The organism is Sphaerochaeta sp. (genome assembly GCF_050178175.1).
Classification (GTDB): domain Bacteria; phylum Spirochaetota; class Spirochaetia; order Sphaerochaetales; family Sphaerochaetaceae; genus Sphaerochaeta.
Window position 1 is genome coordinate 1 of the sequence record NZ_JBFXGH010000030.1, and the last position, 23,218, is coordinate 23,218.

Annotated in this window: 22 protein-coding genes and 1 pseudogene; 15 read left to right on the top strand and 8 right to left on the bottom strand. The window is 49.7% G+C overall.

The window, feature by feature from the left end; genetic code table 11:
* The 8 genes from AB7S66_RS05260 to AB7S66_RS05295 form a co-directional block, all read left to right on the top strand.
* On the top strand, positions 1 to 614 hold a 614-nt coding region (locus AB7S66_RS05260; RefSeq protein WP_428518412.1), incomplete at its 5' end, for a DUF1576 domain-containing protein.
* Positions 611 to 991, top strand: coding sequence for a hypothetical protein (locus AB7S66_RS05265; protein WP_198892360.1), 381 nt, complete (start codon positions 611 to 613; stop codon positions 989 to 991). The genes AB7S66_RS05260 and AB7S66_RS05265, both read left to right, overlap by 4 nt.
* Positions 992 to 1,132: 141 nt before the next feature.
* Entirely contained in the window at positions 1,133 to 2,278 is a 1,146-nt protein-coding gene (carA, locus tag AB7S66_RS05270; RefSeq protein WP_428518413.1) for a glutamine-hydrolyzing carbamoyl-phosphate synthase small subunit, read from the top strand.
* Positions 2,275 to 5,484, top strand: coding sequence for a carbamoyl-phosphate synthase large subunit (carB, locus tag AB7S66_RS05275; RefSeq protein ID WP_428518414.1), 3,210 nt, complete (start codon positions 2,275 to 2,277; stop codon positions 5,482 to 5,484). The genes carA and carB overlap by 4 nt, the downstream gene beginning before the upstream one ends.
* A gap of 72 nt (positions 5,485 to 5,556) precedes the next feature.
* Positions 5,557 to 7,353, top strand: coding sequence for an aspartate--tRNA ligase (gene aspS / locus AB7S66_RS05280; RefSeq protein ID WP_428518415.1), 1,797 nt, complete (start codon positions 5,557 to 5,559; stop codon positions 7,351 to 7,353).
* Between the two features lie 71 nt (positions 7,354 to 7,424).
* Entirely contained in the window at positions 7,425 to 8,306 is an 882-nt protein-coding gene (locus AB7S66_RS05285) for a cation diffusion facilitator family transporter (protein WP_428518416.1), read from the top strand.
* Between the two features lie 67 nt (positions 8,307 to 8,373).
* Positions 8,374 to 8,760: an OsmC family protein gene (locus AB7S66_RS05290; protein WP_428518417.1), complete on the top strand. Its 387-nt coding sequence runs from the start codon at positions 8,374 to 8,376 to the stop codon at positions 8,758 to 8,760.
* Positions 8,761 to 8,764: 4 nt separating this feature from the next.
* On the top strand, positions 8,765 to 9,352 hold the full coding sequence (locus tag AB7S66_RS05295) for a hypothetical protein (RefSeq protein ID WP_321306350.1): 588 nt from the start codon (positions 8,765 to 8,767) through the stop codon (positions 9,350 to 9,352).
* Here AB7S66_RS05295 and AB7S66_RS05300 read toward each other — a convergent pair.
* Positions 9,333 to 10,064: a DUF6062 family protein gene (locus AB7S66_RS05300; protein WP_428518418.1), complete on the bottom strand. Its 732-nt coding sequence runs from the start codon at positions 10,062 to 10,064 to the stop codon at positions 9,333 to 9,335. The two genes, AB7S66_RS05295 and AB7S66_RS05300, sit on opposite strands and share 20 nt — an antisense overlap.
* 1 nt (position 10,065) lies before the next feature.
* The gene (locus AB7S66_RS05305) at positions 10,066 to 10,734 is read right to left on the bottom strand and encodes a class II aldolase/adducin family protein (RefSeq protein WP_428518419.1); all 669 of its coding nucleotides are present in this window, start codon (positions 10,732 to 10,734) and stop codon (positions 10,066 to 10,068) included.
* A 122-nt stretch (positions 10,735 to 10,856) separates the two neighbouring features.
* Between AB7S66_RS05305 and AB7S66_RS05310 the strand changes: the two genes are divergently transcribed.
* Positions 10,857 to 12,623, top strand: a complete 1,767-nt coding sequence (locus AB7S66_RS05310; protein ID WP_428518420.1) for a proline--tRNA ligase — start codon at positions 10,857 to 10,859, stop codon at positions 12,621 to 12,623.
* 81 nt (positions 12,624 to 12,704) lie between these two features.
* On the opposite strand, the gene AB7S66_RS05315 is transcribed toward AB7S66_RS05310, so the two are convergent.
* Positions 12,705 to 13,217 (bottom strand): ankyrin repeat domain-containing protein, encoded by a 513-nt coding sequence (locus AB7S66_RS05315; protein ID WP_198892259.1) that lies wholly within the window; start codon positions 13,215 to 13,217, stop codon positions 12,705 to 12,707.
* Between the two features lie 164 nt (positions 13,218 to 13,381).
* Here AB7S66_RS05315 and AB7S66_RS05320 point away from each other — a divergent pair, with 164 nt between their 5' ends.
* The gene (locus AB7S66_RS05320) at positions 13,382 to 14,467 is read left to right on the top strand and encodes an adenosine deaminase (RefSeq protein ID WP_428518421.1); all 1,086 of its coding nucleotides are present in this window, start codon (positions 13,382 to 13,384) and stop codon (positions 14,465 to 14,467) included.
* On the opposite strand, the gene AB7S66_RS05325 is transcribed toward AB7S66_RS05320, so the two are convergent.
* Positions 14,464 to 15,102, bottom strand: coding sequence for a rhomboid family intramembrane serine protease (locus AB7S66_RS05325; RefSeq protein ID WP_428518422.1), 639 nt, complete (start codon positions 15,100 to 15,102; stop codon positions 14,464 to 14,466). The genes AB7S66_RS05320 and AB7S66_RS05325 overlap by 4 nt on opposite strands.
* Before the next feature lie 544 nt (positions 15,103 to 15,646).
* On the opposite strand from AB7S66_RS05325, the gene AB7S66_RS05330 reads away from it, so the two are divergent.
* The gene (locus AB7S66_RS05330; protein ID WP_428518423.1) at positions 15,647 to 16,252 is read left to right on the top strand and encodes an SAM-dependent methyltransferase; all 606 of its coding nucleotides are present in this window, start codon (positions 15,647 to 15,649) and stop codon (positions 16,250 to 16,252) included.
* Here AB7S66_RS05330 and AB7S66_RS05335 read toward each other — a convergent pair whose 3' ends face one another.
* From AB7S66_RS05335 to AB7S66_RS05350, 4 genes and pseudogenes are all read right to left on the bottom strand, one after another.
* Positions 16,253 to 16,885 carry a tetratricopeptide repeat protein gene (locus tag AB7S66_RS05335; RefSeq protein ID WP_428518424.1) on the bottom strand — a complete coding sequence of 211 codons (633 nt, stop codon included), beginning with the start codon at positions 16,883 to 16,885 and terminating at the stop codon, positions 16,253 to 16,255.
* Positions 16,886 to 16,942: 57 nt separating this feature from the next.
* A pseudogene (locus AB7S66_RS05340) lies at positions 16,943 to 18,286 on the bottom strand (GntP family permease).
* 37 nt (positions 18,287 to 18,323) lie between these two features.
* Positions 18,324 to 19,154, bottom strand: a complete 831-nt coding sequence (locus tag AB7S66_RS05345; RefSeq protein WP_428518425.1) for an MBL fold metallo-hydrolase — start codon at positions 19,152 to 19,154, stop codon at positions 18,324 to 18,326.
* Between the two features lie 92 nt (positions 19,155 to 19,246).
* Positions 19,247 to 19,942: a FadR/GntR family transcriptional regulator gene (locus AB7S66_RS05350; protein ID WP_428518426.1), complete on the bottom strand. Its 696-nt coding sequence runs from the start codon at positions 19,940 to 19,942 to the stop codon at positions 19,247 to 19,249.
* Between the two features lie 83 nt (positions 19,943 to 20,025).
* Between AB7S66_RS05350 and AB7S66_RS05355 the strand changes: the two genes are divergently transcribed.
* The 4 genes from AB7S66_RS05355 to AB7S66_RS05370 all read left to right on the top strand — a co-directional run bounded on the left by AB7S66_RS05355 (position 20,026) and on the right by AB7S66_RS05370 (position 23,206).
* Entirely contained in the window at positions 20,026 to 20,463 is a 438-nt protein-coding gene (locus tag AB7S66_RS05355) for a DUF3842 family protein (protein WP_428518427.1), read from the top strand.
* A 130-nt stretch (positions 20,464 to 20,593) separates the two neighbouring features.
* A complete protein-coding gene (locus AB7S66_RS05360; RefSeq protein ID WP_428518428.1) occupies positions 20,594 to 21,625 on the top strand; it encodes a DUF1893 domain-containing protein in 1,032 nt (343 codons plus the stop codon).
* Positions 21,618 to 22,433 carry a metal ABC transporter permease gene (locus AB7S66_RS05365; RefSeq protein WP_428518429.1) on the top strand — a complete coding sequence of 272 codons (816 nt, stop codon included), beginning with the start codon at positions 21,618 to 21,620 and terminating at the stop codon, positions 22,431 to 22,433. The genes AB7S66_RS05360 and AB7S66_RS05365 overlap by 8 nt, the downstream gene beginning before the upstream one ends.
* Positions 22,430 to 23,206 (top strand): ABC transporter substrate-binding protein, encoded by a 777-nt coding sequence (locus tag AB7S66_RS05370; RefSeq protein WP_428518430.1) that lies wholly within the window; start codon positions 22,430 to 22,432, stop codon positions 23,204 to 23,206. Before AB7S66_RS05365 ends, AB7S66_RS05370 begins: the two co-directional genes overlap by 4 nt.
* Positions 23,207 to 23,218: the final 12 nt, after the last annotated feature.

Genomic DNA, 23,218 nt, shown 5'->3' on the forward strand with positions numbered 1-23,218 from the left:
AGGAGTTCTCACTCCCACTCTTCATGGTAATACCCATATTCTCCCTATTATTGATAGTGACCGCATTCTTCATTGAAAAACCAAAGCAGGGTTTCCAAGGGTTGCTGGAAGTGCAAAAGCTTTCTGGACGTCTCCCCTATGACTTTTTTGATACCGGATACACCTCTGGTACACTCTTGAATATTGGGTTGCTTGGCTTGGTCTTCTGGGCATACCTGATTCTCATTGGGGCACCTATCAATGGGCCAACCATCGGAGCCTTGTTCACCATCATAGCCTTCGGGGGTTTCGGAAAAACCTTGAAAAATACCTTTCCTGTAGTGTTGGGAGTTATTCTCTCTACACTTCTGTTTGGCAAGTCCCTGGTTGCACCAGGCCCCCTCCTGGCAACCCTCTTCGCCACCACCTTGGCTCCAATAGCTGGGCAGTTCGGATTTATAGCTGGTCTGCTAGCAGGATTCCTGCATCTGGTGATGGTAGAAGTAACCGCCTCCTGGCATGGAGGGCTTGATCTGTATAACAATGGCTTTGCCGGAGGGCTGACGGCAAGCTTGTTTGTTGCAATCTTACAGTGGTACAAAACCAACCGCCCCGAGGAGGATTTCATACAATGAAACGCAAGGAACTACTAGGACGATTGATTGGGGAGGTTACAAACTTCCTTCTGGACGGTAATCCGCTTCGCTTGGTGGTCTCACTCCACCAGGAAGAGGATGGAGCTCATCTTACCTTCTTTGATGACAAGAAACGGAGCGAAGCGGAGCTCAAAAACATCAACAAGGCCCTGCACCCAAAACAAGAGCGGCCGGAGCTAGCCGAGTACTATGGATTGATGGCAGGACACGATGTTACCTGGGACTCCCGGCTGAAACTCATTGGATGGCAGATCAAACATGCAGATGTTGATAATTCCGATAGCGGGCTGAGGATTGATCTCTGGCTTGGAAGTGATGCATTCAATCCAGAAAAATTTAGTATCGGGAAGAAATAACCACAATATTGCAACATATGTGTTATAGTGTGTTGCATATTCAATATTCTATCAGGGTTTTGTTGCATAAACATACAGATACTGTTGCATAAATGTTCAGTATCCGGTATTATCCCTACAATTTGAACTGATGGAGACCCTATGAACACAAGCTTTCTTCTTCTCGAGGACGGAACCGTATTCACAGCAACTGGATTTGGATCACCGGCGCCCTTGCTCGGCAAACAGGCTCCCATAGCAGAGGTGGTCTTCAACACCAGCATGTGTGGCTACCAAGAAATCCTTACTGATCCTTCCTATCATGGGCAAATGGTCGTAATGACCTACCCCCATATTGGAAACTATGGGTGCGAAGCCTCCTTTGAGGAGCATCTGGGGTTACCCAGGCCCATCAGCTGTACAGCACTACTTGTTCATTCTGTGTATACAGGCCCTCTTCCCCCAAAGAGGGTCTCTTTACATGATTATCTGCTCACTCACGGAATAGTCGGCCTATGTGGGGTGGATACGCGTGCATTAACCATCCATATACGAAATAAGGGGGCCCAGAGGGCAATCATATTCAGGACTGAAGGGAAGACGCTTTCAAGTTCAGAACATGAACATGCCCTCTCCTTGGTGAGAGCTTATCCATCAGTCAGTGAGCTTGATCTTATCGAAGGGGTAAGCACCAAGCGAGTGGTCGAGGATCCTCTCTTGGGGGCCCCAAAGGAGGCCTCACTACGATTTGCAGTAGTGGACTTTGGGATCAAGCGGTCAATTGTCACCGAACTTTACCGTCGAGGGGTGGCTGTCACCCTCTTTCCGCCTACTGTACTTGCTGAGGATATTCTCCGCTCAGGATGTAATGCAATGCTGCTCTCAAACGGACCGGGAGATCCTGCACGATTACAGGACGTTGTCTCGATGACCAAACAGGTCATGGAAGCAGGATTTCCCGTCTTTGGCATCTGCCTCGGACACCAGTTGATCACCTGGGCACTGGGAGGGAGCACGAAGAAAATGAAATATGGGCACCATGGGGGTAACCACCCCGTAGTGGATACCCAAACCGGGGCCTGCTTTGTCACGAGCCAGAACCATAGTTATGCCAGTGAGGCAGAGACACTGCCCCCTTCTGCAATTGTATGGTTCAGGAATGCAAACGACAACTCCATCGAAGGATTGTTCTGCACAGACAAGAGAGTAAGCTGTGTCCAGTTTCACCCAGAAGCATCTCCAGGCCCTCATGACGCAACCTGGATTTTTGACCGATTCATCCTGGAGGCCAAGGAGGCAGGCGTATGAGTGCAAGACGTGATATTAAAAGAATCCTGGTTGTCGGCAGCGGCCCCATTGTCATCGGGCAAGCCTGCGAGTTCGACTATAGTGGCACACAAGCGGTAAAGGCTTTGAAAGAGGAAGGATATGAGGTCATTCTTCTCAACCCCAATCCGGCAACCGTCATGACGACCCCCGGCATGGCAGACCATATCTACCTCGATCCTCTGAGAATTGAGTATGTAGAACAGATCTTCCAAAGGGAACGCCCAGATGCCATCCTCACTACCATGGGAGGGCAAAGTGGTCTCAACCTGGCCCTCGAGCTTGATGAGTCAGGGTTGCTCGAACAGTATGGGGTTCAGGTCATTGGCTCTTCCATCGCATCCATCAAACTCGCAGAGGACCGTGGAGCTTTCAAGCAGGTCATCGAAGGCTTGGGTTTGGAAAGCGCAAAGAGCTCAATCGTCCACAACCTGGAGGAGGGAATGGAACTCCTTGAGGATTTCCCCTTCCCCCTGATCATCCGACCCTCCTACACGCTGGGCGGGATGGGAGGATCCATCGCCTATGACAGGGAAGAGTACCCCACATTACTCGAGCATGCCCTGGAAACCAGTCCAACCCACGAAGTCCTCATTGAGGAATCGCTCATCGGTTGGAAAGAGTTCGAAATGGAAGTGATGCGCGACAAGAAGGATAATGCAATCATCGTCTGTTCCATCGAGAATGTTGACCCAATGGGAGTCCATACAGGGGACAGCATCACCATCGCACCGATCCAAACCCTCGATGAGAGAAGCTACCAGAAGATGAGGGACGCATCAATTGCCATTCTGCGTGCAATCGGGGTCGACTGCGGTGGAAGCAATGTCCAGTTCGCAGTACACCCCGAAACAGGGAGAATGGTGGTCATAGAGATGAACCCCCGTGTCTCCCGTTCCTCCGCCCTTGCAAGCAAGGCAACAGGCTTCCCCATAGCCCGTTGTTCTGCCAAGTTGGCTGTCGGATATACCCTTGATGAGGTGGTCAACGAAATAACCGGCCAATCAGTATCCTGCTTTGAGCCGGTACTCGACTACTGTGCGGTAAAGGTCCCGCGCTTTGAACTGGAGAAATTTCCACTTCCCATCTCTGCCTTGGGAACACAGATGCGCAGCATCGGTGAGGCCTTGGCACTGGGAAGAACTGCCCTGGAGGCATTGAACAAGGGGATCAGGAGCTCAGAGAGAAAACTCGAAGGATTATGCAACCTCATTCGCATCGGCCTGTATGATGAAGAGGAGGTTGCAGGGTTTCTCAATAGTGCACACCCCTTGCGCTTGGTTGCTGCCTATACCACGCTCTGTAGGGAAGGCTTGGGAGCATTGCCCAACATCCAGGAGGTCACACAATTTGATCCTTGGTTCCTCAATCTTCTGGTACAGCAACTGGATATCGAGAAGGAAGTTGCCTTTCACTTGGATGAGGAAACCCTGCTCAAGGCAAAACAGGCTGGAATGAGCGATGCATATATTGCAATGTTGAGTGGAAGGAAAGCTGAGGACATCGAACGGCTGCGTTACTCCTATGAGATGCACCCTGTAACCCATCATGTTGACACCTGCAGCGGGGAGTTTGATGCGCTCACCCCCTATCTCTATACCACCTACGGTGAAACGGAGGAAGCAGAACCCATGGGAGAGGATGCAGTGGTAATCCTTGCAAGTGGTCCAAACAGGATCGGACAGGGACTTGAGTTCGATACCTGCTGCACCCTTGCCTCAATGGCCTACCGCAGGCTGGGGCGAAAGACCATCATGGTAAATAGCAATCCAGAGACAGTCTCAACAGATTTCAACATCAGTGACAGGCTCTACTTGCAAGGCCTCACCGCTGAGGAAGTGAAGGAGATTCTGCGTCATGAACAGACCCAGCGGGTAGTTGTGCAGCTGGGAGGCCAGACTCCACTGAACCTTGCCCCTTCCCTCACCCGTGCAGGGGCAAGGCTGGAGGGAACCAGCCTGGAAGGACTCCTGGATGCAGGGGACCGTGGAAAGTTCTCAGCCTTGGTCGCGGAGCTTGGACTCAGGCAACCAAAGAACAAAGCCGTCACAGAGAATGAGGCCATTCTCATCACCGCACGCGAAATTGGTTTTCCAGTTCTCATACGGCCAAGCCATGTATTGGGGGGACGGGGAATGTACATCGTGTACGATGAAGCGGGGTTAGCCTCCATTGAGGGAATTGAGGCATCAGTTGAAGCACCGGTATTGGTGGATCAGTTCCTGGAAGATGCCTTTGAGTACGATCTTGATGCAGTATCTGACGGAGAGAGCCTCTATATAGGAGGCATTCTTCAGCATATTGAGGCAGCAGGAATCCACAGTGGGGACTCTGCTGCAGTGTTCCCTCCATACAAGAGCACCCCGGAACTCCTTGCTCAGATGCAGGAGTGGGCGCACAAGCTTGCGCTTGCCCTCCATGTGAAAGGATTGATGAACATCCAGTTTGCAGCCAAGGATGGGAAGCTCTATCTCATCGAGGTAAACCCCCGGGCATCGCGCACGGTCCCCTTCATCTGCAAGACCAGTGCGGTAGACCTCGTTGAAGCCGCGGTTCGGGTCTGGGAGGGAATAGACCTGGTAAAACAAGGCCTGGTAAAAAAGACTGGAGAGAGAACCTTGGGTACCTGCAAGGTGGGCTGGGCAGTGAAAGAAGCTGTATTCAGCTTCGATCGGTTCAGCAATGTCGATCCAGCACTTGGGCCTGAGATGAGGTCGACCGGGGAGTCGATCGGATTGGGAAAGACCTTCGGGGAAGCCTTTGCAAAGAGCCAGATCAGCAGCGGGAACCGTCTTCCAGTCTCGGGAAAGGTATTCATCAGCGTCAACAAGAAGGATCGTAAGACCATTCTTCCTGTCGTAAGGAAACTGGTCTCCCTAGGCTTCTCGATTGCTGCAACACAAGGGACTGCAGCCTTCCTCTTCGAGCAAGGAATCCTTGTTGAGGTAATGCAGAAGGTCCATGAAGGACACCCAAACATTAGTGATTATCTACAGAAAAAACAGGTTGCCCTGGTGATAAACACACCAATGGGGTTCCATGCCCACCAGAGTGATGATGAGATCCGAAGCATTGCCATGCGTATGAAAATTCCCTATACCACCACTACAAGTGCTGCTGTGGCAGCAGTTGAGGCAATTGAATACCTGCAGAAGAAACAGGTTGTTGTCCGTGAGCTGACGTCCTAGGGGCAATTGCCTTTTGGCCTTCTATCGTATAGTATGGGAATACTTTCTTAAGGAGACCAAAAGGGACCGACTATGGCAGAAGAAGTATTTTCCCAACGAACAACTACCTGTGGATCACTGACCAAAGCTGACAATGGAGCTAAGGTGGTTCTCAACGGCTGGGTACACCGTGACCGCAATCATGGAGCCCTGCATTTCATCAACCTCCGCGACCGCTACGGTATTACCCAGGTGGTCGTGGATGATGATGCCAGCAACGAGCTTCAGGCAGTTGCCAACGAGTTGCACCTTGAGTACTGCATAGCAGTGACAGGTGTGGTACGCCTCAGACCCGATTCAATGGTCAACCCCGAGATGATAACCGGAGAAGTTGAAGTAAAAGCTGAAAAGATTGAAATCCTCAGCAAGTGTGCCCCACTTCCATTCCAGATTGACGATGGCAATGAACCGAGGGAGGATCTCAGGCTCAAATACCGCTATCTCGATCTCCGTACCCAGGGAATGCAGAAGCGGATGAAGCTTCGTCATGACTTCATTTTCGCCTGCCGCAAGTTCCTCACCAGCCGGGACTTCTATGAGATCGAAACCCCTACCCTGATCAAGAGCACCCCGGAAGGGGCTCGGGACTTCCTGGTACCCAGCAGGATTTACCCTGGTAAGTTCTATGCGCTCCCCCAGAGCCCACAGCTTTTTAAGCAGATCCTGATGGTCGGCGGCATGGATAAGTACTTCCAGATTGCCCGCTGTTATCGTGATGAGGATGCCAGGGGTGACAGACAGCTGGAATTCACCCAGCTTGACCTGGAGATGAGTTTTGTCAAACGTGACGATGTCCTCTCCCTTATGGAGGACCTCTTTGGTTCCGTATTCAAGGAAGTCATGGATTATGACCTCCCTGCTCGATTCAGGAGACTCAGTTACCATGATGCACTCAATACCTATGGTTGTGACAAACCGGATCTTCGCTTCGACCTTCCCCTCTCGGATGTCAACGAATTGGCCCTGAAGAGCAGCTTTGCCACCTTCAAGGACATTGTTTCCCAGGGTGGATATGTAAAGGCGATTTGTGCGCCAAAGAGTGAAACAGTTGACTTCTCACGCAAGTATATCACCAGCCTCGAGGATGCTGCAAAGATCTACGGTGCCCAGGGATTGGCTTGGATCAAGGTGGGAGAGAACAACACGTTCTCCGGTGGCGTAAGCAAGTTCTTCGCTGGACTTGAAGAGGAGCTCATTTCAGCCGTTGAAGCAAAGGAAGGGGATATGATCCTCTTCGTCGCCCATCAGGACTGGAAAAAATGTTGTGCCAGCCTCAGTGCGGTTCGCACAAAGTTGGGCAAGGATTTGAACCTGATCAGGAAGAGTTTTGAGTTCTGCTGGATTGTTGACTTCCCCCTCTTTGAGTACAATGAGGATGAAGGACACTGGGAAGCTGCACACCATATGTTCAGCATGCCTCAGGCGGAGTACCTCGAAACCCTTGAGGCTGACCCCGGTAGCGTAAAGGGTGACCTGTATGACTTGGTCCTCAATGGGTATGAGGTGGCCAGTGGCTCGATCCGTATCCATGACGTTGAACTCCAGAAGCGAATTTTCCGTATCTGTAATTTCGATGACGAGACTGCAGAGGAAAGGTTCGGCTTCCTGCTCAATGCCTTTAGATACGGAGCTCCTCCCCATGGAGGTATTGCCCCAGGGGTCGATAGAATGGTCATGATCATGGCAGGGGAAACCTCGATCCATGAAGTCATTGCTTTCCCGAAGAATACTGCAGGAATATCACCAATGGATGATTCCCCGTCACTAGTTGACGAGAAGCAACTTGAAGACCTACACTTGATCGTCAAGTATCCTGAGCCAAAGAGCTGACAGAGAGCCCCGGGAAACCGGGGCCTTTTCTTACCAAGGAGGCACACCGAGCGTAGGTGTGGATTTTGGACATGAAGAAAAATCTTGCCTTGAAAGTTTCCTATCTCAATATATTCAGCAATATAGTTCTTGCCATCAGCAAGACCACGATTGGCTTTATCGCACACTCTTCTGCCTTGCTTAATGATGGAATCAACAACGCGGGGGATGTGGTAAGCTCAATCATTGCCATGATCGGTATCTCAGCCGCCTCAAAGGAGTCTGATGAGGATCATCAGTACGGACATGAGAGAATGGAATCAGTTGCTGCAATTCTTCTTTCGGGAATCATCATGGTTGTGGGATTCGGTCTCTTGGTCGATGGTATCTCAACCATCATTACCGGTAGTTACCATGACAGCCCACTGCCTGGCACCCTTGCTGTAATAGCGGCAATTGTATCCATTGTTATCAAGCAGTGCATGTTTCTCTATACTCGTTGGGCAGGAAAGAAGACTGACTCCTCTGCCTTGATGGCCTCTGCATGGGACTCCCAGAGTGATGTATTGGCAACCACAGGTGGTCTGATCGGCATCCTTGCCTCACGATTGGGCTACCCCATCGCTGATTCCATCGCAGCAATCATCATCTCCCTCTTCATCATCCGGGTCGGAATCGAAATATTCCGCGATGGCATCTACAAGATGGTTGACCACGCTTGTCCTGAAAAGACTGTGGAAGAGATTCGTCTCATCATTCTCGACCAGGAAGGGGTCAAGGGAATCGATTTATTGAGAACCCGCAGATTTGGTTCTCGTGCCTATGTGGATGTTGAGATTTCAGCAGAAGGGTCACAAAGCCTTGTTGAAGCTCACTGTATTGCCGAACGGGTCCACCACGCCATCGAAACCAGTTTCCCCCAAGTCAAACATTGCATGGTGCATGTAAATCCCTACAAGCATAAAAAGCAGTAACACAAATGATTCTCATCCTAGAAAAATCATTCTGCATGGGCTATGCTATGGGCATAGGAGATAACTCATGGGTGAGAAGAAACATGTTCGTGCTGACTTTGTACCTGGACACTACCAGTTCGTTACAGACAAGGGTTCCAGCTTTGAAATTGGCCCTTCCAGCGCGCCCTATGATTACCTGTTAGGTGCATTGAGTGGTTGTCTGTTTGATACATTTGTGGAACTTGCTGCAAAAATGCGATTCAGCTGGGAACACATCAGCTTTGATGTCGATGGAGAGAAGCGAGACGATCCCCCTACCACGCTTAAGTCACTACATATCACGGTACAGGCCACTGGAGTGGACAACCAGAAGAAATTCCTGAAAGCTTTCGAGACGGCTTCCCGGTACTGTTCAATCTACCAGACCATTTCACAGGTAAGTGAGATGGATTACTCAGTGGACTTCCAATAGCACCATGGCAAGCAACGCCCGATATACCAATATTCTGCTCTTTGAGGCATTCGAGAGTGCCCTGCGGCAACTCTTGGCAGAGGATGAGATAGTGCTGTCCTGGCCGAAGGCAAAGACAAGTCTTGCCCACTGCTTGGCCTCCCAGTTGCAACTGAGCCTGAGAAAAGTGCTCAGCCTTTCAGAGGATGCAGCAAATCCCAATTTTTTCTCACTTCCAGGAAACATCAAGGTGGATATCCAGCGGGATGGGCTTGATGTGCTTGTCCATAACAGGAAAGGGACCAAGCTCCTGGGAATCATTCTTGGCAATGATTATCTTTCCAAGGGGCAACAGAACCATCTTCTCCAGGTCCAGGAGGAGGGATGCCAACTTATACTGGGAGTATCTTTCCTCCCCCAGAGGGAGTACATTCTGCTCTATAGTCCAAAGCAAGATAGCTTGGAGTATTATCATTTCAACAAGGCTGACGGTACCACGACACATCTCAAACAGAAAGATGTGGACGGAGAGGAAGATACCTTGCAACTGTTGTTGGGTATCAAGGAACGGAAAAGGAAGCGAAAGAAACAGGTCATCGAACGGGATCTATAACCCTGCTGCGTCCTGTCAATGTATCCACTGTCCGTTTATGGGCATCCTCACAGCCATGCCAAGGCTTATCTGCATTCTCCGACTTGTACTTCTGTGTCATCCAATGCACATCTTTTGCCATCCTGTCGAGGTTGGCAACCTCAAGTTGAGCCATTGCTCGTACAAACTCTGGATATAACTTGGAGGAAAGCGCTTTCTCCCCGATCTCCAGCAGGAGGGTAAAGTGATGAAGGCAGAACCCTTTCCCTTGTGAGAGGGCCTCACGGAAGGAAGGGTCCTCTCCCCACAGATAACAGGTCGTGTACAGGTACCGCTGGAGTCGCTCTTCCATGGCTGAACAGACAAGGCACCCTTTCTCTCGTGAATCCATTACCGCATGGAAAGCTCTTACCGCTTTCTTCGCCTGTCGTGGATTGCTTGCTGACAGAAGCCCATTGATCGCAGCCCCAGCCTTGACTCTTGTTGTTTCCAGGTAGGTATCCCCCATCAAGGCAACTCCCTGGGGCTTGTTGGCTGCAGCAAGCATACGCCAGTGTTTGGGACAGAAACCATGCTCATTCACCCGTACCCTGGTCTCTGGATTCATGACAGAGTTGCCCAGATAGAAATTGATTGCATCCTTCTGTGCCTCTGACATAAGGCTGCAGATGAAACATTCACAGTTTTCCTGCACGCCATCCCAAACAGGAATTGTCTCCAATTCAATCTTCATACTATTTTGACCCGTACTTCATATGCATCAGCTGTTTAAGCCTTGGTTCCGGCAATTCCTTCACTTCATACTCCCCGCCGCCCATCTGCTTGGTGATGACGGTCATCTGCGCTGCACGCTCGAGCAATTCCATCTTGTCAAAAGCCTCCAGCATCGTTCGTCCAAGGGCTACCGCTCCATGATTTTCCAAAAGGAGTACATCATGGTCAAAGGAACTGGCAGCAACCTGTTCGGCAAGGTCCACGGTTCCCATCAGCCGATACTCAACATACGCTGGATCCTCGAGGATATAATATGATTCTGCAATCAGATGTGTATTGATGGCACTCTTTCCATCCTTGGTGATGGCAGTGAACGCAGAAACATAGGTTGGATGGGCGTGCACAATTGCCTGGACGTCTGGACGGGCCACAAGGATCAGGCGATGCATCTCGGTTTCGATACTGAGGGGCAGATCCGGTGTCAGATTCTTCCCATCCAAGGTTACTACAGCAATGTCATCAGGAGTGAGCAGGCCCTTGTCGAGCGCACTGGGGGTGATGCAAAAAAGATCCTTGCTGATCCGCATGCTGATATTGCCACCACTGGCGGTGGTAAGTTGTCGATCGTACAGGCGGGTCATGAAAGAAGCTACCTGCCTGCGGTATTTTTCATATTTTTTTGTTTCCATACCGCGAGTATACCATGGGAAGCCAACATTGGGGAACGTAAAACCTCATTGCTGGTACCTTGAGAAGGCAAGATGCTTTTGCTACAATGGCCCCTGTTCGAATACCAAGGAGATGTATCAAGATGAGGATGTCCAAACTCTTTTCCAAGACCCTGCGAGAAGCCCCGAACGGTGCTGACAGCAAGGGGTATGAATATCTGCTGCGAGCAGGCTTTATCCGCCAGTTGGGAGCTGGCATCTTCACCTTGCTCCCCTTTGGATTCAGTGCAACCAAGAAGATAGAACAAGTCATTCGTGAAGAGATGAATGCAATCGGGGGGCAAGAGATCCTGATGCCGCTGGTCAATCCTGCGGATATCTGGAAGGAAACCGGCCGATTCTACAGCATCGACCGCGAGATGAGTAGATTCAATGACCGCGGGGGAAGGGATATGGTCCTTGCCATGACCCATGAGGAGGCTGTCACCGATCTTGCCCGTGGAGAGATTGACAGCTACAAGCGGCTTCCCCTGCTTGTGTATCAGATCCAGACCAAGTGGAGGGATGATCCCCGTCCTCGTGCAGGGCTTATCAGGGTGAGAGAGTTCACCATGAAAGACAGCTACTCCTTCGATATTGATCAGGAAGGGCTGGATAAACAGTATGCTGAACATTATAAAGCCTACTTCAGGATTTTCAGCCGATGTGGCTTACCCGTCATCGTCGTAGGTGCAGACAGCGGCATGATGGGCGGCAAGATCAGCCACGAATATATGTACCTCTCACCCATTGGAGAGGACACCATCATTACCTGTCCTGCATGCCATTATACAGCAAACCGTCAGGTGGCTGCCTTCAGGAAAACCTACTACAGCGAGGAAATGAAGGAACCAGAGAAGGTGCTTACCCCTGATTGCAAGACCATCGAAGATCTTGCCGCATTCCTCAAGATAGAGAAACGCCAGACGGCTAAGGCAGTATTCCTGGTGGGGACCTTCATCAATGATACCAACGGGGAGGAAGAGGAAAAGCTCATTGTTGGCATCATCAGAGGAGATCTCGAGGTAGAAGAGAACAAACTGCAGAATGCAGTCAAGGCAAACTCCCTCAGGCCTGCCCATCCAGAGGAAATCACTGCAAAGAAGATGGTTCCAGGCTATGGTTCAGCCATTGGCTGCGCAGATGATGTTCTTGTGGTGGTTGATGACTCAGTGGCAAGGAGCAACAACCTGGTCGCTGGTGCAAATGAAGAGGGATACCACCTGCTCAACACCAACTTCGGCAGGGACTACCAGGGAGAAGTTGCTGATATTGCAAGTGCAAGCGGTGGCCATGCCTGTCCTGAATGCGGAGAACCCCTGGTTGCCTCGAAGGGTGTGGAAGTAGGTAACATCTTCCAGCTGAACACCCGATACAGTGAGAGCATGAACTGTACCTTCCAAGATGAGAACGGTGTCCGCCGACCTGTGATCATGGGATCCTATGGTATCGGAGTTGGACGTCTGCTTGCCTGTCTTGCAGAGAACTACAGTGATGAGAAAGGACTCAGCCTGCCGATCAGTGTGGCGCCAATGCAGGTGCACTTGGTGAGTCTGGTAAAGGATGCCCAAGTGGCTGAAACCATCTATCAGTCACTCACCCAGGCAGGTGTTGAGGTTCTCTATGATGACCGGAAGGAGTCAGCCGGGGTAAAGTTTGCTGATGCTGATCTTATCGGCCTCCCCATTCGCATTACCTTGGGGAACCGTTCCCTGAAGGAAGGAAAGGTGGAGGTGAAACTCAGAAGCAATCTTGAAGAGTCTTTCTCCTTCGGTGTTGATACCGTAGTAGAGGAAACCCTCAGCCTGATTGCGAGACTCAAGGATGAATTGGCCTCGCAGATTGTAGAGACTGAGTGGCAGAAAAACTAAATCGAAAGCCTAGAGAAATGAATATCCCTTGGTCAGTATGCATTGATCAAGGGAGTTTTGTATTCCAAGGCTGAAAATGTGTCAGTTGGCACCCATCTTCTTCAACTGATTGATTATATAGGTACGCTTTGCTGCCTTGGCATACTCAAGCACAGAGTGGCCCTGGTAGTCACGGGCATTGATATCAGCACCGGCTTTCAGCAAGGCTGTTACAACACGTGTCTCGGGATTGCTGTTTACAGCCATGATCAAGGCAGTCTCCCCAAGATAGTTTCGCGCATTCAAGTCAGCACCGGCTTTCAGCAATTCTTCGATGATCTTGGGACTGGTGCTCTTGTTGGCTGCAAGGTGAAGAGCATTTGAGCGATACTTTGGCTCAGCCTCCTGAATATCTGCTCCTGCTTCCAGTAACGCCTTAAGGACATTCACGGATGAATTGTACTGGGCCGCCAGCATAATTGGAGTAAGACCCCACTCATTCTGGGTATGAATGTCTGCACCCTGCTCAAGTAGACTTTTCACTTCCTTCACTTTGGTGGCAGAAACTGATGCCGCCAGCAATTTCTTGTTCAGAGTCTCTTCTCGTTTTGACATATGCAGAATATCTCCTTACTCATTATTTGAATTGTACTTACTACAAGTAGTATTTCAATTTTTCTTAAAATTGTACAGTCTTGGACCCAGCTTTTACCCAATTTCATCACTCTGTTACCCTTTTGGATTTGCTTCATCACACGTATATGCAGTATGATAAACCCATGGTAACAAAGGAAATCATCAAACAAGTCCCTAAAGTTGAACTCCACGACCACCTTGATGGAGGATTGAGGATCCAGACCATTCTCAGCCTAGCCAAAGCACAAGGCATCACCCTTCCCACTGAGGACCCTGAAGAACTCCACCAGTGGTTTGTCAGGGGAGGCAAGCAGAAAAGCCTCTCCTTGTATCTTGAAGCTTTTGCCCTGACCACCAAGGTTATGCAAAACAGGGCAGCATTGCATCGTGTTGCCTTTGAGGCTGTAGAGGATCTTGCTGCCGAGAATGTATGCTATGCAGAAATCCGTTTTGCCCCTATCCTTCACATAGAGGGCGACCTGTCCCTGGAGGAAGCAGTGCAAGCTGTGCTTGATGGCCTGCAACAAGGAACACGAAAAACGGGAATGCCCACCGGCCTGATCCTTTGTGCCATGCGCAACCAATCACCGAGCGTCAGCAAGCGCATTGCAGAACTCGCCGTTGCCTTCGCCGATCGTGGTGTTGTTGGATTCGACCTTGCCGGCGATGAGATCGGGTACCCTGCCAAGAAACATCTTGACGCATTCCAATTCATCAGAAGCAAGAACTTCAATATAACCATCCATGCAGGTGAAGCCTTCGGGGTAGAGTCCATCTGGCAAGCTGTCCAACTGTGTGGTGCTCATCGCATCGGGCATGGCGTTCGCTTGGTGGAGGACATGGGGATTGAAGGAACCAGAATCGAGAAAATGGGGTCCCTTGCAGCCTTCATCCTTGACCGGAGAATTCCAATGGAAATGTGTCTTACCAGTAATGTTGGGACAGGGGCAGTGAAGGATTATGACAGCCATCCATTCCCCATCCTCTTCAGAAACAAGTTCAGGGTATTCCTTTGCAGCGATAACCGCTTGATGAGCGACACCACGCTAACCAAGGAGATGGAGCTTGCAGTCCAATACTACAACCTGACCATCCGGGATCTTGAGAAGATCACGATCAATGCGATGAAATCCGCTTTCATCCATCATGACCAGAAACTCTCAATCATCTATGATGTGATCAAGCAGCAATATGCTGAGATTCGCCAGAAATACGATCTTCAGGACTAGAGCGTCCGCTTGAATACCTCCAGAGGATTGATCCTCATACGGATCCTGCAGTACAGGTACCCGAATATCAAACCACTGAGATGGGTAAGGTGTGCAATATTTCCCCCAGCGCCAAATACATGGCTGGAAAGTTCAATAAATGCATACAAGATGACCAGGATCGGGGCTCTGATGGGAATGAGGCCAAAGACAAAGATTACCGAGTAAGGATAGAAGACTGCGAACATCAGGAGCACCCCGTAGATAGCTCCCGATGCACCCACAAGGATGACATTCGTCCCGGCAAGATAGTAACTGAAGAAACTGGCAATTCCACTGAACAGACCAGTCAGGAGATAGAACAGGAGAAACTCCTTGCTCCCAATCCTGCGTTCAACCATCGAGCCAAAGATGAAAAGGCTCAGCATGTTGAATAGCAGATGACTGAACCCCCCATGCACAAACATGTAGGTGAAAGGTTGCCAGAGATATCCTCCCAATACCAGGGAAGGAATCATTGCAAGATAGTAGGTAAGCCTTGGATAGACCATCGATGTGACGAGAAATACCAAGACGTTGATGCCAACCAACTTGAGCGTAACATTTTTATAGCTAGTATCCCGGAATCTCCGGTTCAAAATAGTGCTCTTTTTCATAAGCATACAGTATATAGGGAAAGAGACAACGTCAATTGAGCAAAATTTGCACACATTTTTATGAGTGTGAAAGCAATGCACACCCTTTTTACGCCCCTAACCCTATTTGAAGGCTCCAATCCCAGTTTTGCTCTTGGCACGCTTATTGCATAACCTATAGATAGAACAGAGCAACATTTTTTTCATACTCCTCCTTTTATACCGACAGGGTGCCAAGAGATTTTCCCCAATTCTCTTTTGGCACCCTCCTTTTTGCCCTTCTCTGTGAAATTTTTAAATAGTGTAACAATTTTTCACACCATTCTTCCCCTTAGTTTATATTAAATTAATGACTTTTAGTGATTATTTATTGCTTAATGTGCTGTTTTTAGTCAATTGGCACACTAGTTGCATTACTATAGACAGAACAGAGCAACAGTTTTTTTCAAACCTCCTTAAAGTGTGATTTCTTTGGTGCCAGCGGTTCTCTCTCCCCACCCCACAATACCGCTGGCACCATCTTTATGCTCTTCCGACTCCTGCAGATGTTTGCTATAGTTGGATCATGGCAACAAGCAGAAGGGACCGTGCAGACTCCTATACAAAACGAGCACACAAGGAAGGCTATCCAGCCCGCTCCGTCTATAAACTGGAAGAGCTGCAACAACACTTCAACCTGGTGAAGAGAGGGGACTCCGTATTGGATGTCGGGGCAGCTCCCGGATCATGGACATTATATACACACAGGAACCTCATCAAGGGAAAAGGAAGCATCGTAGCTGTTGACCTGAATCCCTTGAACCTGAATCCTGTACCTCCAACGGTCACCGCGTATGTGGGCGATGCGTTCTCGAAGGATATCAGGGAAATCTTGGTGCAACATGGTCCGTATGATGCAATCATCAGCGATGCAGCTCCTCTGACGATGGGAAACAGAAGTGTCGATACGGCGAGGAGTGAGCACCTCGCAGAACAGGTCATCTATCTTGCCAAGGACCATCTGAAGCCACATGGGAATCTTGTGGTGAAGATCTTTCAGGGTGGTGGACAGGTTGAACTCCTGCAATTAATGAGAACCCTCTTCAATAAAGTAAAACCCTACAAGCCAAAGGCATGCAGGGATGACTCATTTGAGATTTACCTGGTGGGGTTGGACAGGAAGGATTCCTGATCAGGCTTTCCGGGCACGTGCCAGGTTCTTGGCTGCTCCTTGATGGTCAACCAACTCCAATGTTCTGGTGAAGAACTCTATTGCTGACCTCTTGTCATTGAAGTGATCAAGTGCCAGGCATCCAAGATTGTTCCATGCTTCCGCCTGTGATGGATCCTCTTGCACGATGCGTTCATATAATGAACGCGCAGCCTCAGGATCAGAGACCAAAAGTTTTTCAGCCTCAGGAAGAAGGGCGCATGCCTCTAAAGCCTTGGCATAGGTTTTTTCAGAGGAGAGCAACTCCAAACGGAGCCTCATCAGGTACTCCTCTTTTTCAGATGGATCATCATCCAAGGCGGATGCATACCAGTGTATTGCTTCCTCCCCTTTTCCGGAAAGGTAGGCGATATCGCCAAGCAACCGGCACAATCGCAAACTCTCTCCGTAGCGTAGGACGGCCTTTACCAAACCATCATAGGCCTTTCCCTTGTCCCCCGATCCAAGCGCTATCAGGGCAAGATTGTAATGCAACCCCATGGAGGGACCTTCATGGTTTATGAGCTTGAGGGTGAAGTTCTCAGCCTCCTCCCACTTGTTCTGCACCATTGCATTAAGCATCCTTCGCTGATAATACCATTTTATCGGATCCATAATTCCCCCAGACAGTGATGCTGGGCATCAGCCCAGCACCACCACTCCTCTCATTCATTATAGGACAAAGAGTCCGATGATCATCAGGATAGTGATGGTCGTCACACCCTGTACCAAGGTCACACCGGTTTGGGTCTTGTAGGCCGTTGCCGTGTCCATATCGGAGAACTGCGACACAACCCAGAAGTAACTGTCGTTCGCATGGGAAACAGTCATTGAACCTGCCCCGATCGACAGCAGAGCCAATACCTTTGCAATCTCACTGGTCCATCCCAGTTGTCCCATCAAGGGAGCGAGCATGGCACTTGTAACAATCATGGCAACAGTGGAAGCACCCATGGCGCTCTTGAGAAGTGCTGCAATGATGAACGGAATAAGAAGACCTGCATTCAACTGCATCAGGCTGCTTGAAAGCACTTCAGCAATCGGGAGTGTCTTAAGGACTGCCCCGAAAGCACCACCTGCACCCGTTATTGCCAGGATGCTGGCCGAACTGTGGATACCATCACTGATCCAGGAGAAAGCAGTTCCCTTCCCCTCCTTCTTGGGTATCAAGGTGACTGCGAGGCCTACACCTAAGATGAGAGCAGTTACCGGGTTACCAATGAAGTCAAAGAAAGCCTTTGCCCCTCCCTCTCCAAACGGTGCCGATGGGAAATCTGCAACAGATTTGAGAGCGATGAGGATGATGGGAAGGAGAATGGGAGCAAATGAACGCATGGCATTGGGAAGCTTTCCGTACTTCTCAACCAACTCTTCCAGAGAAACCTCTGGGTTTGCAGGGATATCAAACTTGCTGGAAATCTTCAGTGCATAGAGGTAGCCAACCAACATGACAGGAATGGAAACCAGCAATCCTACCAGGATAACCAAGCCCAAATCTGCATTCAACGTGCCTGCCATGATAATCGGTCCCGGGGTTGGTGGCACAAGGCAGTGGGTTGCATAGAGACCAGAACTCAGACAGGTTGCCATAACGGCCAAGGAAACTCCACTTTTTGCCGCAAGGGCGCGGTTAATGGGGGAAAGGATTACAAAGCCCGAGTCGCAGAAGACCGGGATACTGACAATGTAGCCGGTCAGGCTCATGGTCAGGGGAGCCCGTTTCTTTCCCACCAGTCCCAGAATTGAATTTGCCATCGTCAGTGCTGCACCGGTCTTTTCCAGGATTGTACCAATAATGGTACCAGCAATAATGACAATACCGATGCTGCCGAGGATTGAGCCAAAACCACTGGTGAGTGTATTGATCAAGTCATCAACAGACATCCCACCCAGTATCCCAACAAACTATCCTGCAAGCAACAGGACAATGAATGGATGCCACTTGAATCGTGAAATCAAAAGCACCATTCCTACAACTGCGACAATAATGACCAGAAACAAATACCATCCTGCCATACCATTCCTCCTACTCTCTCTATCGTTTTCCCTATCCTTATAGGATAAGACAAGAACCTGTACTGTTATGGAAATGAATTGATGAATGTTCGGTAGCCAGCTTGATGGCCTCTGCCCCAGAACAATGATTGATACCCAGTACCTCAATTCCCTTCTCCTGGAAGGCCTGGATGCTTCGAGCAACCCTTGGTCTGTCTGCCTCGACCAAGTGGGTCCCTCCCAGCAGTGCATAAACCGGCTTGTTGAAGGCTTGTTGCACTGAGTCCAGCATGTTCAGGATCCCTGGGTGGGAACAACCGACCAGCATGACAAGGCCCTTTCCAGTCTCAACTACCAACAGCACCTCATCATCAAAGCGGTCTTCAACCCAACCCGCTTGTCCCCTGAGAACAAATCTTGGATGAATGGTCTCCTCTGCATGGTTTCGTTTAAAATGGGTAAGCGCCCATACTCCAGGAACAATTTCTGTTTTCCCGGTGATGGTATGGTGGGTGATTCCCTGTTCCTTGATGTATTCCTGGTCAAAATCATTGCCCAGATACTGGTATGAAGCGTTGAACCGTGCATACTTTTCTGCAAAGAACCCCTGTCCTGTATGGAGGGTAAAGGCTCTGTCTGCCCGTGATTGGACAAATGACTGGAACCCACCACTATGGTCATAGTGACCATGACTGAGTACCACATGCTCTACGCCATCCAATCGTTTTCCTAACAGTTTGGCATTTTTGAGAAAGGCGTTACTGCGTCCTGTATCAAACAGAGTACTAGACTTTCCAGTCTCAATCAGGAACGAGAGGCCATGTTCGGTGATCAGGCCGGTGTGTTCTCCCTGTGTGTTTTCAATCAAGGTAGTTATTTCTATAGGCATTGCAAAACCTTCAGATGTGTATTAACAGGTCAGAGGTCTGACAAGTTGACTATACCATAAACCCGCATCTCAAGTTTTGTCAAATAAAATATTTAGAGAGTTCCGAAATAGTGCTGGATGTCCTTCAAGGCATTTCTCAAGTGGTCTTCCATTGCCCGGGAGGCTTCTTCCTGGTCATGATTGAGAATGGCCTGAAGCAAGCGTCCGTGTTCTTCAATGGATGATTCCAGACGTCCAGGAGCATGCAGGCTGGCATACCAACCTTCATTAAGCGTCTGACCCATCGTCCTCATCAAGACAGCCAATGTCCGATTCTTGGTTGCCTTTGCAACAGCCAGGTGGAAGGCACTGTCACTGCTGATGGATCCAACAACATCCCCGGTTTTTACTTTTTCAACAAACGTATCATAACAGGATTGAAGTGCTTCCAGATCTTTTTGTTCAGCAAATCGACAAGCAAGGGATGCTGCATGAGGCTCGATCAAAAGCCTTACCTCAAAATGCTCCCTCAGTGCCTCTGCATTTTCCACCACCCAGTTCTTCACCGGGTGGGATTGCTCGGAAGGGTCACTGATAAACACCCCTTTCCCCTGATACACCTTCACCACTCCGGATACTTCGAGCATCCTCAGTGCCTCACGAATTGAAGAGCGACTTACCTCGAGTTTTTTTACGAGTTCTTTTTCACTGTAGAGCTTATCCCCAGGGTTGAGGTGCTCCTCTTTGATAATCTCTTTAATTGCATCGGTAACCATGATCGACACACGTTCTTTTTTCAGGGACTGCATGGGGTTATCCTATCGTGAAGCGAATAAATCTGCAAGACAAGCCACCTCTGGCATAGAAAACTCCTATCTACTATACTGCGTGTATGAAACAGAACGTACAGCTCGTTGTCATTGACGGTCAAGGTGGAAGCTTGGGAAAAGCGCTTGTTGCGGCTATCAAGAAAACATTCAGAGAGGTGGAAGTACTGGGGATTGGGACCAACAGCCTGGCAGCCAGTGCCATGCTAAAAAGCGGGGCTGATGCAATTGCAACCGGTGAGAATCCTGCCATTGTGGCATGCAGAAATGCTGACCTTATCGTAGGCCCCCTGGGAATCCTTACTGCTGACGCACTCCATGGAGAGATCACTCCAGCAATGGCGGTGGCAATCGCCCAGAGCAAGGCTCACAAGATTCTCGTTCCCATAAGCAAATGCAATGTGACAATCGTAGGAATACAGGAGGCCCCCCTGTCCATGATGATTGACTATACGCTGGAGGAAATCAGGCGTTTCCTTGACAGTACTCTGCCTAGTCGGTAAAATACGTCACAACATGCCTTATGAAGGGGCATATTCCTGATTCATTACCTATGTACACAAGAAAGCCATGAAGGCAAAGAAGAGTACTACTTTTTTGCTTGCATGGCCCTCTTTTTTTGGGGAGCATACCTTGGAACGATATACACAGCCGCTATCAGACAACCATACCCTGGAAGTCTATAATCATGATCAACTCATTTTCTCAGAAAATGGGCACTGGCTTACCCCACTCTTTGCGTTCGAACGATTTCTTGAAACCTATACAGGAGAAAGGGATTATCTCAGTGCACATGACACGGCTGCAGGGAAAGCCGCGGCCTTGCTTATGGCCCGCTTTGGGATACAGCGTGCCCATATCAATCTGATCAGTGAACTTGCCATCGAATATTTTCAGCAGCATGGCATTACCGTCTCCTATGAAAAGCGCATAGAACGACTCCAATGCAAAACCGAGGAGTTACTCGGTGAGATGCATGACCAGGAGCAGATGTACAGACTTCTGAGAAAGCGTGCAAAACTGGTACGAGGGGTCTCTGTGCATATAGAAAACCTCTCTTTCTCCTACCCAGAGCATCCGCCTATCCTGGAAGACCTCTCCTTCCATCTTGAGGAAGGGGAGGGACTACTTATCCTAGGGGACAACGGAATGGGGAAGACTACACTGCTCTCCCTCTTGATGGGGAAACTCAAACCCACCAAGGGAACGATTCTTATCGGGGAAGACGAGGTAACCCACCTGGAAAAAAGAACGATCGGGTATATAAGGCAACAACAACAAGAGCAGCAATTTCCAGTCTCAGCCCGTGAAGTGGTAGCTATGGCTTGCGACCCCACTCTCACAAGGGAAGAGAGGCAGTGGGAGATCGACACTGCCCTAAGAAGAACAAAGATAGAGCATCTTGCTGAGAGGAATTTCTTCACACTCAGCGGAGGGGAGAGACAAAAAGTCTCTCTCTCGAGGACGCTTTGCCAGAAAGCAAGATTGCTCCTCCTCGATGAACCCACCTCCTTCCTGGATGCAAAAAGTCGATCTACGCTTGTTGAAGTGCTCCAAAGCCTTACCGTGGGAGAGATGCCGACCATAATCATTGTCACCCACGACAAGGCTCTGGAGAAGGATTTGGGATGGCCGACTCTCCATCTTGGGGGTACCTATGAGTGATTTCCTCTACGCGCTCACCCTCCCTCCGGTAATGAAAGGACTGATTGCCATGGCCATTGCCGGACTCTGTTTCCCAGCCAGTGGGGTCATGGTTCTCCGCCTTGACCTGGTACCGATGCGCTATATGTTGATGCACGGGGTTATCCTTGGGGGAGCCATCGCCCTGGCTCTCTCCCTGCCGATACTACCGCTCAGCATTACCCTGAATATCCTCTTGGTTTTGGCCATGATGCGACTGGCCAAGGATACCCGTCATGGGTTCGGTCTCGCCAGTGCTGCTGGGATGGTCTTTACCATGGCAGCGGCTTCCCTGGTGATGCATCTGTGGGATGTTCCCGCCAAGGATACATTACAACTGCTCTGGGGAAGTCCGTTTGCGCTTGCTTGGGCAGATATCGTGGTACTGATCGGCATCGCCCTCATTTTGGCCATCTATCTGCTTACAAATTTCAGGACGGTAAGCGCCATCTTCTTCGATCAGGAAATCGCCCAGTCCCTGGGTATGCCGGTAAAAGCGCACTACACTGCCATGGTACTGGTCATTGCCTTGGTTATCGCATTTGCCATGAAACTACTCGGAGCCTTGCTCATTGATGCACTGCTCATTCTTCCCGTCCTCGTTGCAGGAAAGCGTGCTGAGAGTCTCAAACAACTTTTACTGTACTCCTGTTTTACAGGACTATTCGTCTCCACCTTTGGGTTTCTGGCTGCCATTGCAACAGACTTACCACCAAGCGGAACTATTGCATTGCTCTCGGCTTTGCTTTTTATCATACCTACAACACATAAGAAAGGATTACAATCATGAGAAAACACCTTTTCTCCCTTACCATCATGCTCTTGGCAGTACTTAGTATCTCTGCCCAAGGTGTCACGGAAGAAGTAGCTGCATCCAATGCTTCCCACCCCACCTCCATCGTGGCAAGCACCAGCTGGACTGCTGCTTTTGCAGATCTTGGAGGACTCGATGATGTTGCCTTCATCGCCCCTGCAAGCCTCACCCATCCCCCTGAGTATGAGATTACCGTCAGTGATGTGGTGAAGATCAATCATGCAGACTATTTCATCTACGCAGGCTATGAGAGGATGATGCAGAGCATGGGAGATTCCATCAAGAAAGAAGCGGGAACCATGATTCAGATAACCACCACCAATGATATCCACAACGTACAGAAGCAGGCAGAGACCATAGCACGTATCACGGGAACGGAAGAAAAGAGCAAGGAACGTCTTGCCAGCTATGTCGCAACCATCAAGAAGGGAGCAAAACAGGCTGAAGAGCTTGGTTTGACAGAGGCAAAGGTCTACTGTCATGCAATGCAAGTCTATCTTGCAGAAGATCTGGGACTCCAGGTTGCAGGTACTTTTGGCCCTGGGCCGGTTACTGCCCAACAGATCAGCGAGGTCTCGAAGGGTGGCTATCAGATTATCATCGACAATATCCACAACCCTATCGCAGGACCCTTGATGGAAGTATCCCCAGATACCAAGCTCGTTGTCTGGAGAAATTTCCCAGAAAGGGGGGGGAGAGGGAGCCTGGAGTCGATGGTACAGGCCAATATTGACGCCCTGCTCCAGTAGCAGCAGGATCGA

Excerpts from the sequence above, each read along its gene's own strand:
- AB7S66_RS05265 (WP_198892360.1), top strand. The coding sequence starts at position 611 with ATGAAACGCAAGGAACTACTAGGACGATTGATTGGGGAGGTTACAAAC.
- carA (WP_428518413.1), top strand. The coding sequence starts at position 1,133 with ATGAACACAAGCTTTCTTCTTCTCGAGGACGGAACCGTATTCACAGCA.
- carB (WP_428518414.1), top strand. The coding sequence starts at position 2,275 with ATGAGTGCAAGACGTGATATTAAAAGAATCCTGGTTGTCGGCAGCGGC.
- aspS (WP_428518415.1), top strand. The coding sequence starts at position 5,557 with ATGGCAGAAGAAGTATTTTCCCAACGAACAACTACCTGTGGATCACTG.
- AB7S66_RS05285 (WP_428518416.1), top strand. The coding sequence starts at position 7,425 with ATGAAGAAAAATCTTGCCTTGAAAGTTTCCTATCTCAATATATTCAGC.
- AB7S66_RS05290 (WP_428518417.1), top strand. The coding sequence starts at position 8,374 with ATGGGTGAGAAGAAACATGTTCGTGCTGACTTTGTACCTGGACACTAC.
- AB7S66_RS05295 (WP_321306350.1), top strand. The coding sequence starts at position 8,765 with ATGGCAAGCAACGCCCGATATACCAATATTCTGCTCTTTGAGGCATTC.
- AB7S66_RS05300 (WP_428518418.1), bottom strand. The coding sequence starts at position 10,064 with ATGAAGATTGAATTGGAGACAATTCCTGTTTGGGATGGCGTGCAGGAA.
- AB7S66_RS05305 (WP_428518419.1), bottom strand. The coding sequence starts at position 10,734 with ATGGAAACAAAAAAATATGAAAAATACCGCAGGCAGGTAGCTTCTTTC.
- AB7S66_RS05310 (WP_428518420.1), top strand. The coding sequence starts at position 10,857 with ATGAGGATGTCCAAACTCTTTTCCAAGACCCTGCGAGAAGCCCCGAAC.
- AB7S66_RS05315 (WP_198892259.1), bottom strand. The coding sequence starts at position 13,217 with ATGTCAAAACGAGAAGAGACTCTGAACAAGAAATTGCTGGCGGCATCA.
- AB7S66_RS05320 (WP_428518421.1), top strand. The coding sequence starts at position 13,382 with ATGGTAACAAAGGAAATCATCAAACAAGTCCCTAAAGTTGAACTCCAC.
- AB7S66_RS05325 (WP_428518422.1), bottom strand. The coding sequence starts at position 15,102 with ATGAAAAAGAGCACTATTTTGAACCGGAGATTCCGGGATACTAGCTAT.
- AB7S66_RS05330 (WP_428518423.1), top strand. The coding sequence starts at position 15,647 with ATGGCAACAAGCAGAAGGGACCGTGCAGACTCCTATACAAAACGAGCA.
- AB7S66_RS05335 (WP_428518424.1), bottom strand. The coding sequence starts at position 16,885 with ATGGATCCGATAAAATGGTATTATCAGCGAAGGATGCTTAATGCAATG.
- AB7S66_RS05345 (WP_428518425.1), bottom strand. The coding sequence starts at position 19,154 with ATGCCTATAGAAATAACTACCTTGATTGAAAACACACAGGGAGAACAC.
- AB7S66_RS05350 (WP_428518426.1), bottom strand. The coding sequence starts at position 19,942 with ATGCAGTCCCTGAAAAAAGAACGTGTGTCGATCATGGTTACCGATGCA.
- AB7S66_RS05355 (WP_428518427.1), top strand. The coding sequence starts at position 20,026 with ATGAAACAGAACGTACAGCTCGTTGTCATTGACGGTCAAGGTGGAAGC.
- AB7S66_RS05365 (WP_428518429.1), top strand. The coding sequence starts at position 21,618 with ATGAGTGATTTCCTCTACGCGCTCACCCTCCCTCCGGTAATGAAAGGA.
- AB7S66_RS05370 (WP_428518430.1), top strand. The coding sequence starts at position 22,430 with ATGAGAAAACACCTTTTCTCCCTTACCATCATGCTCTTGGCAGTACTT.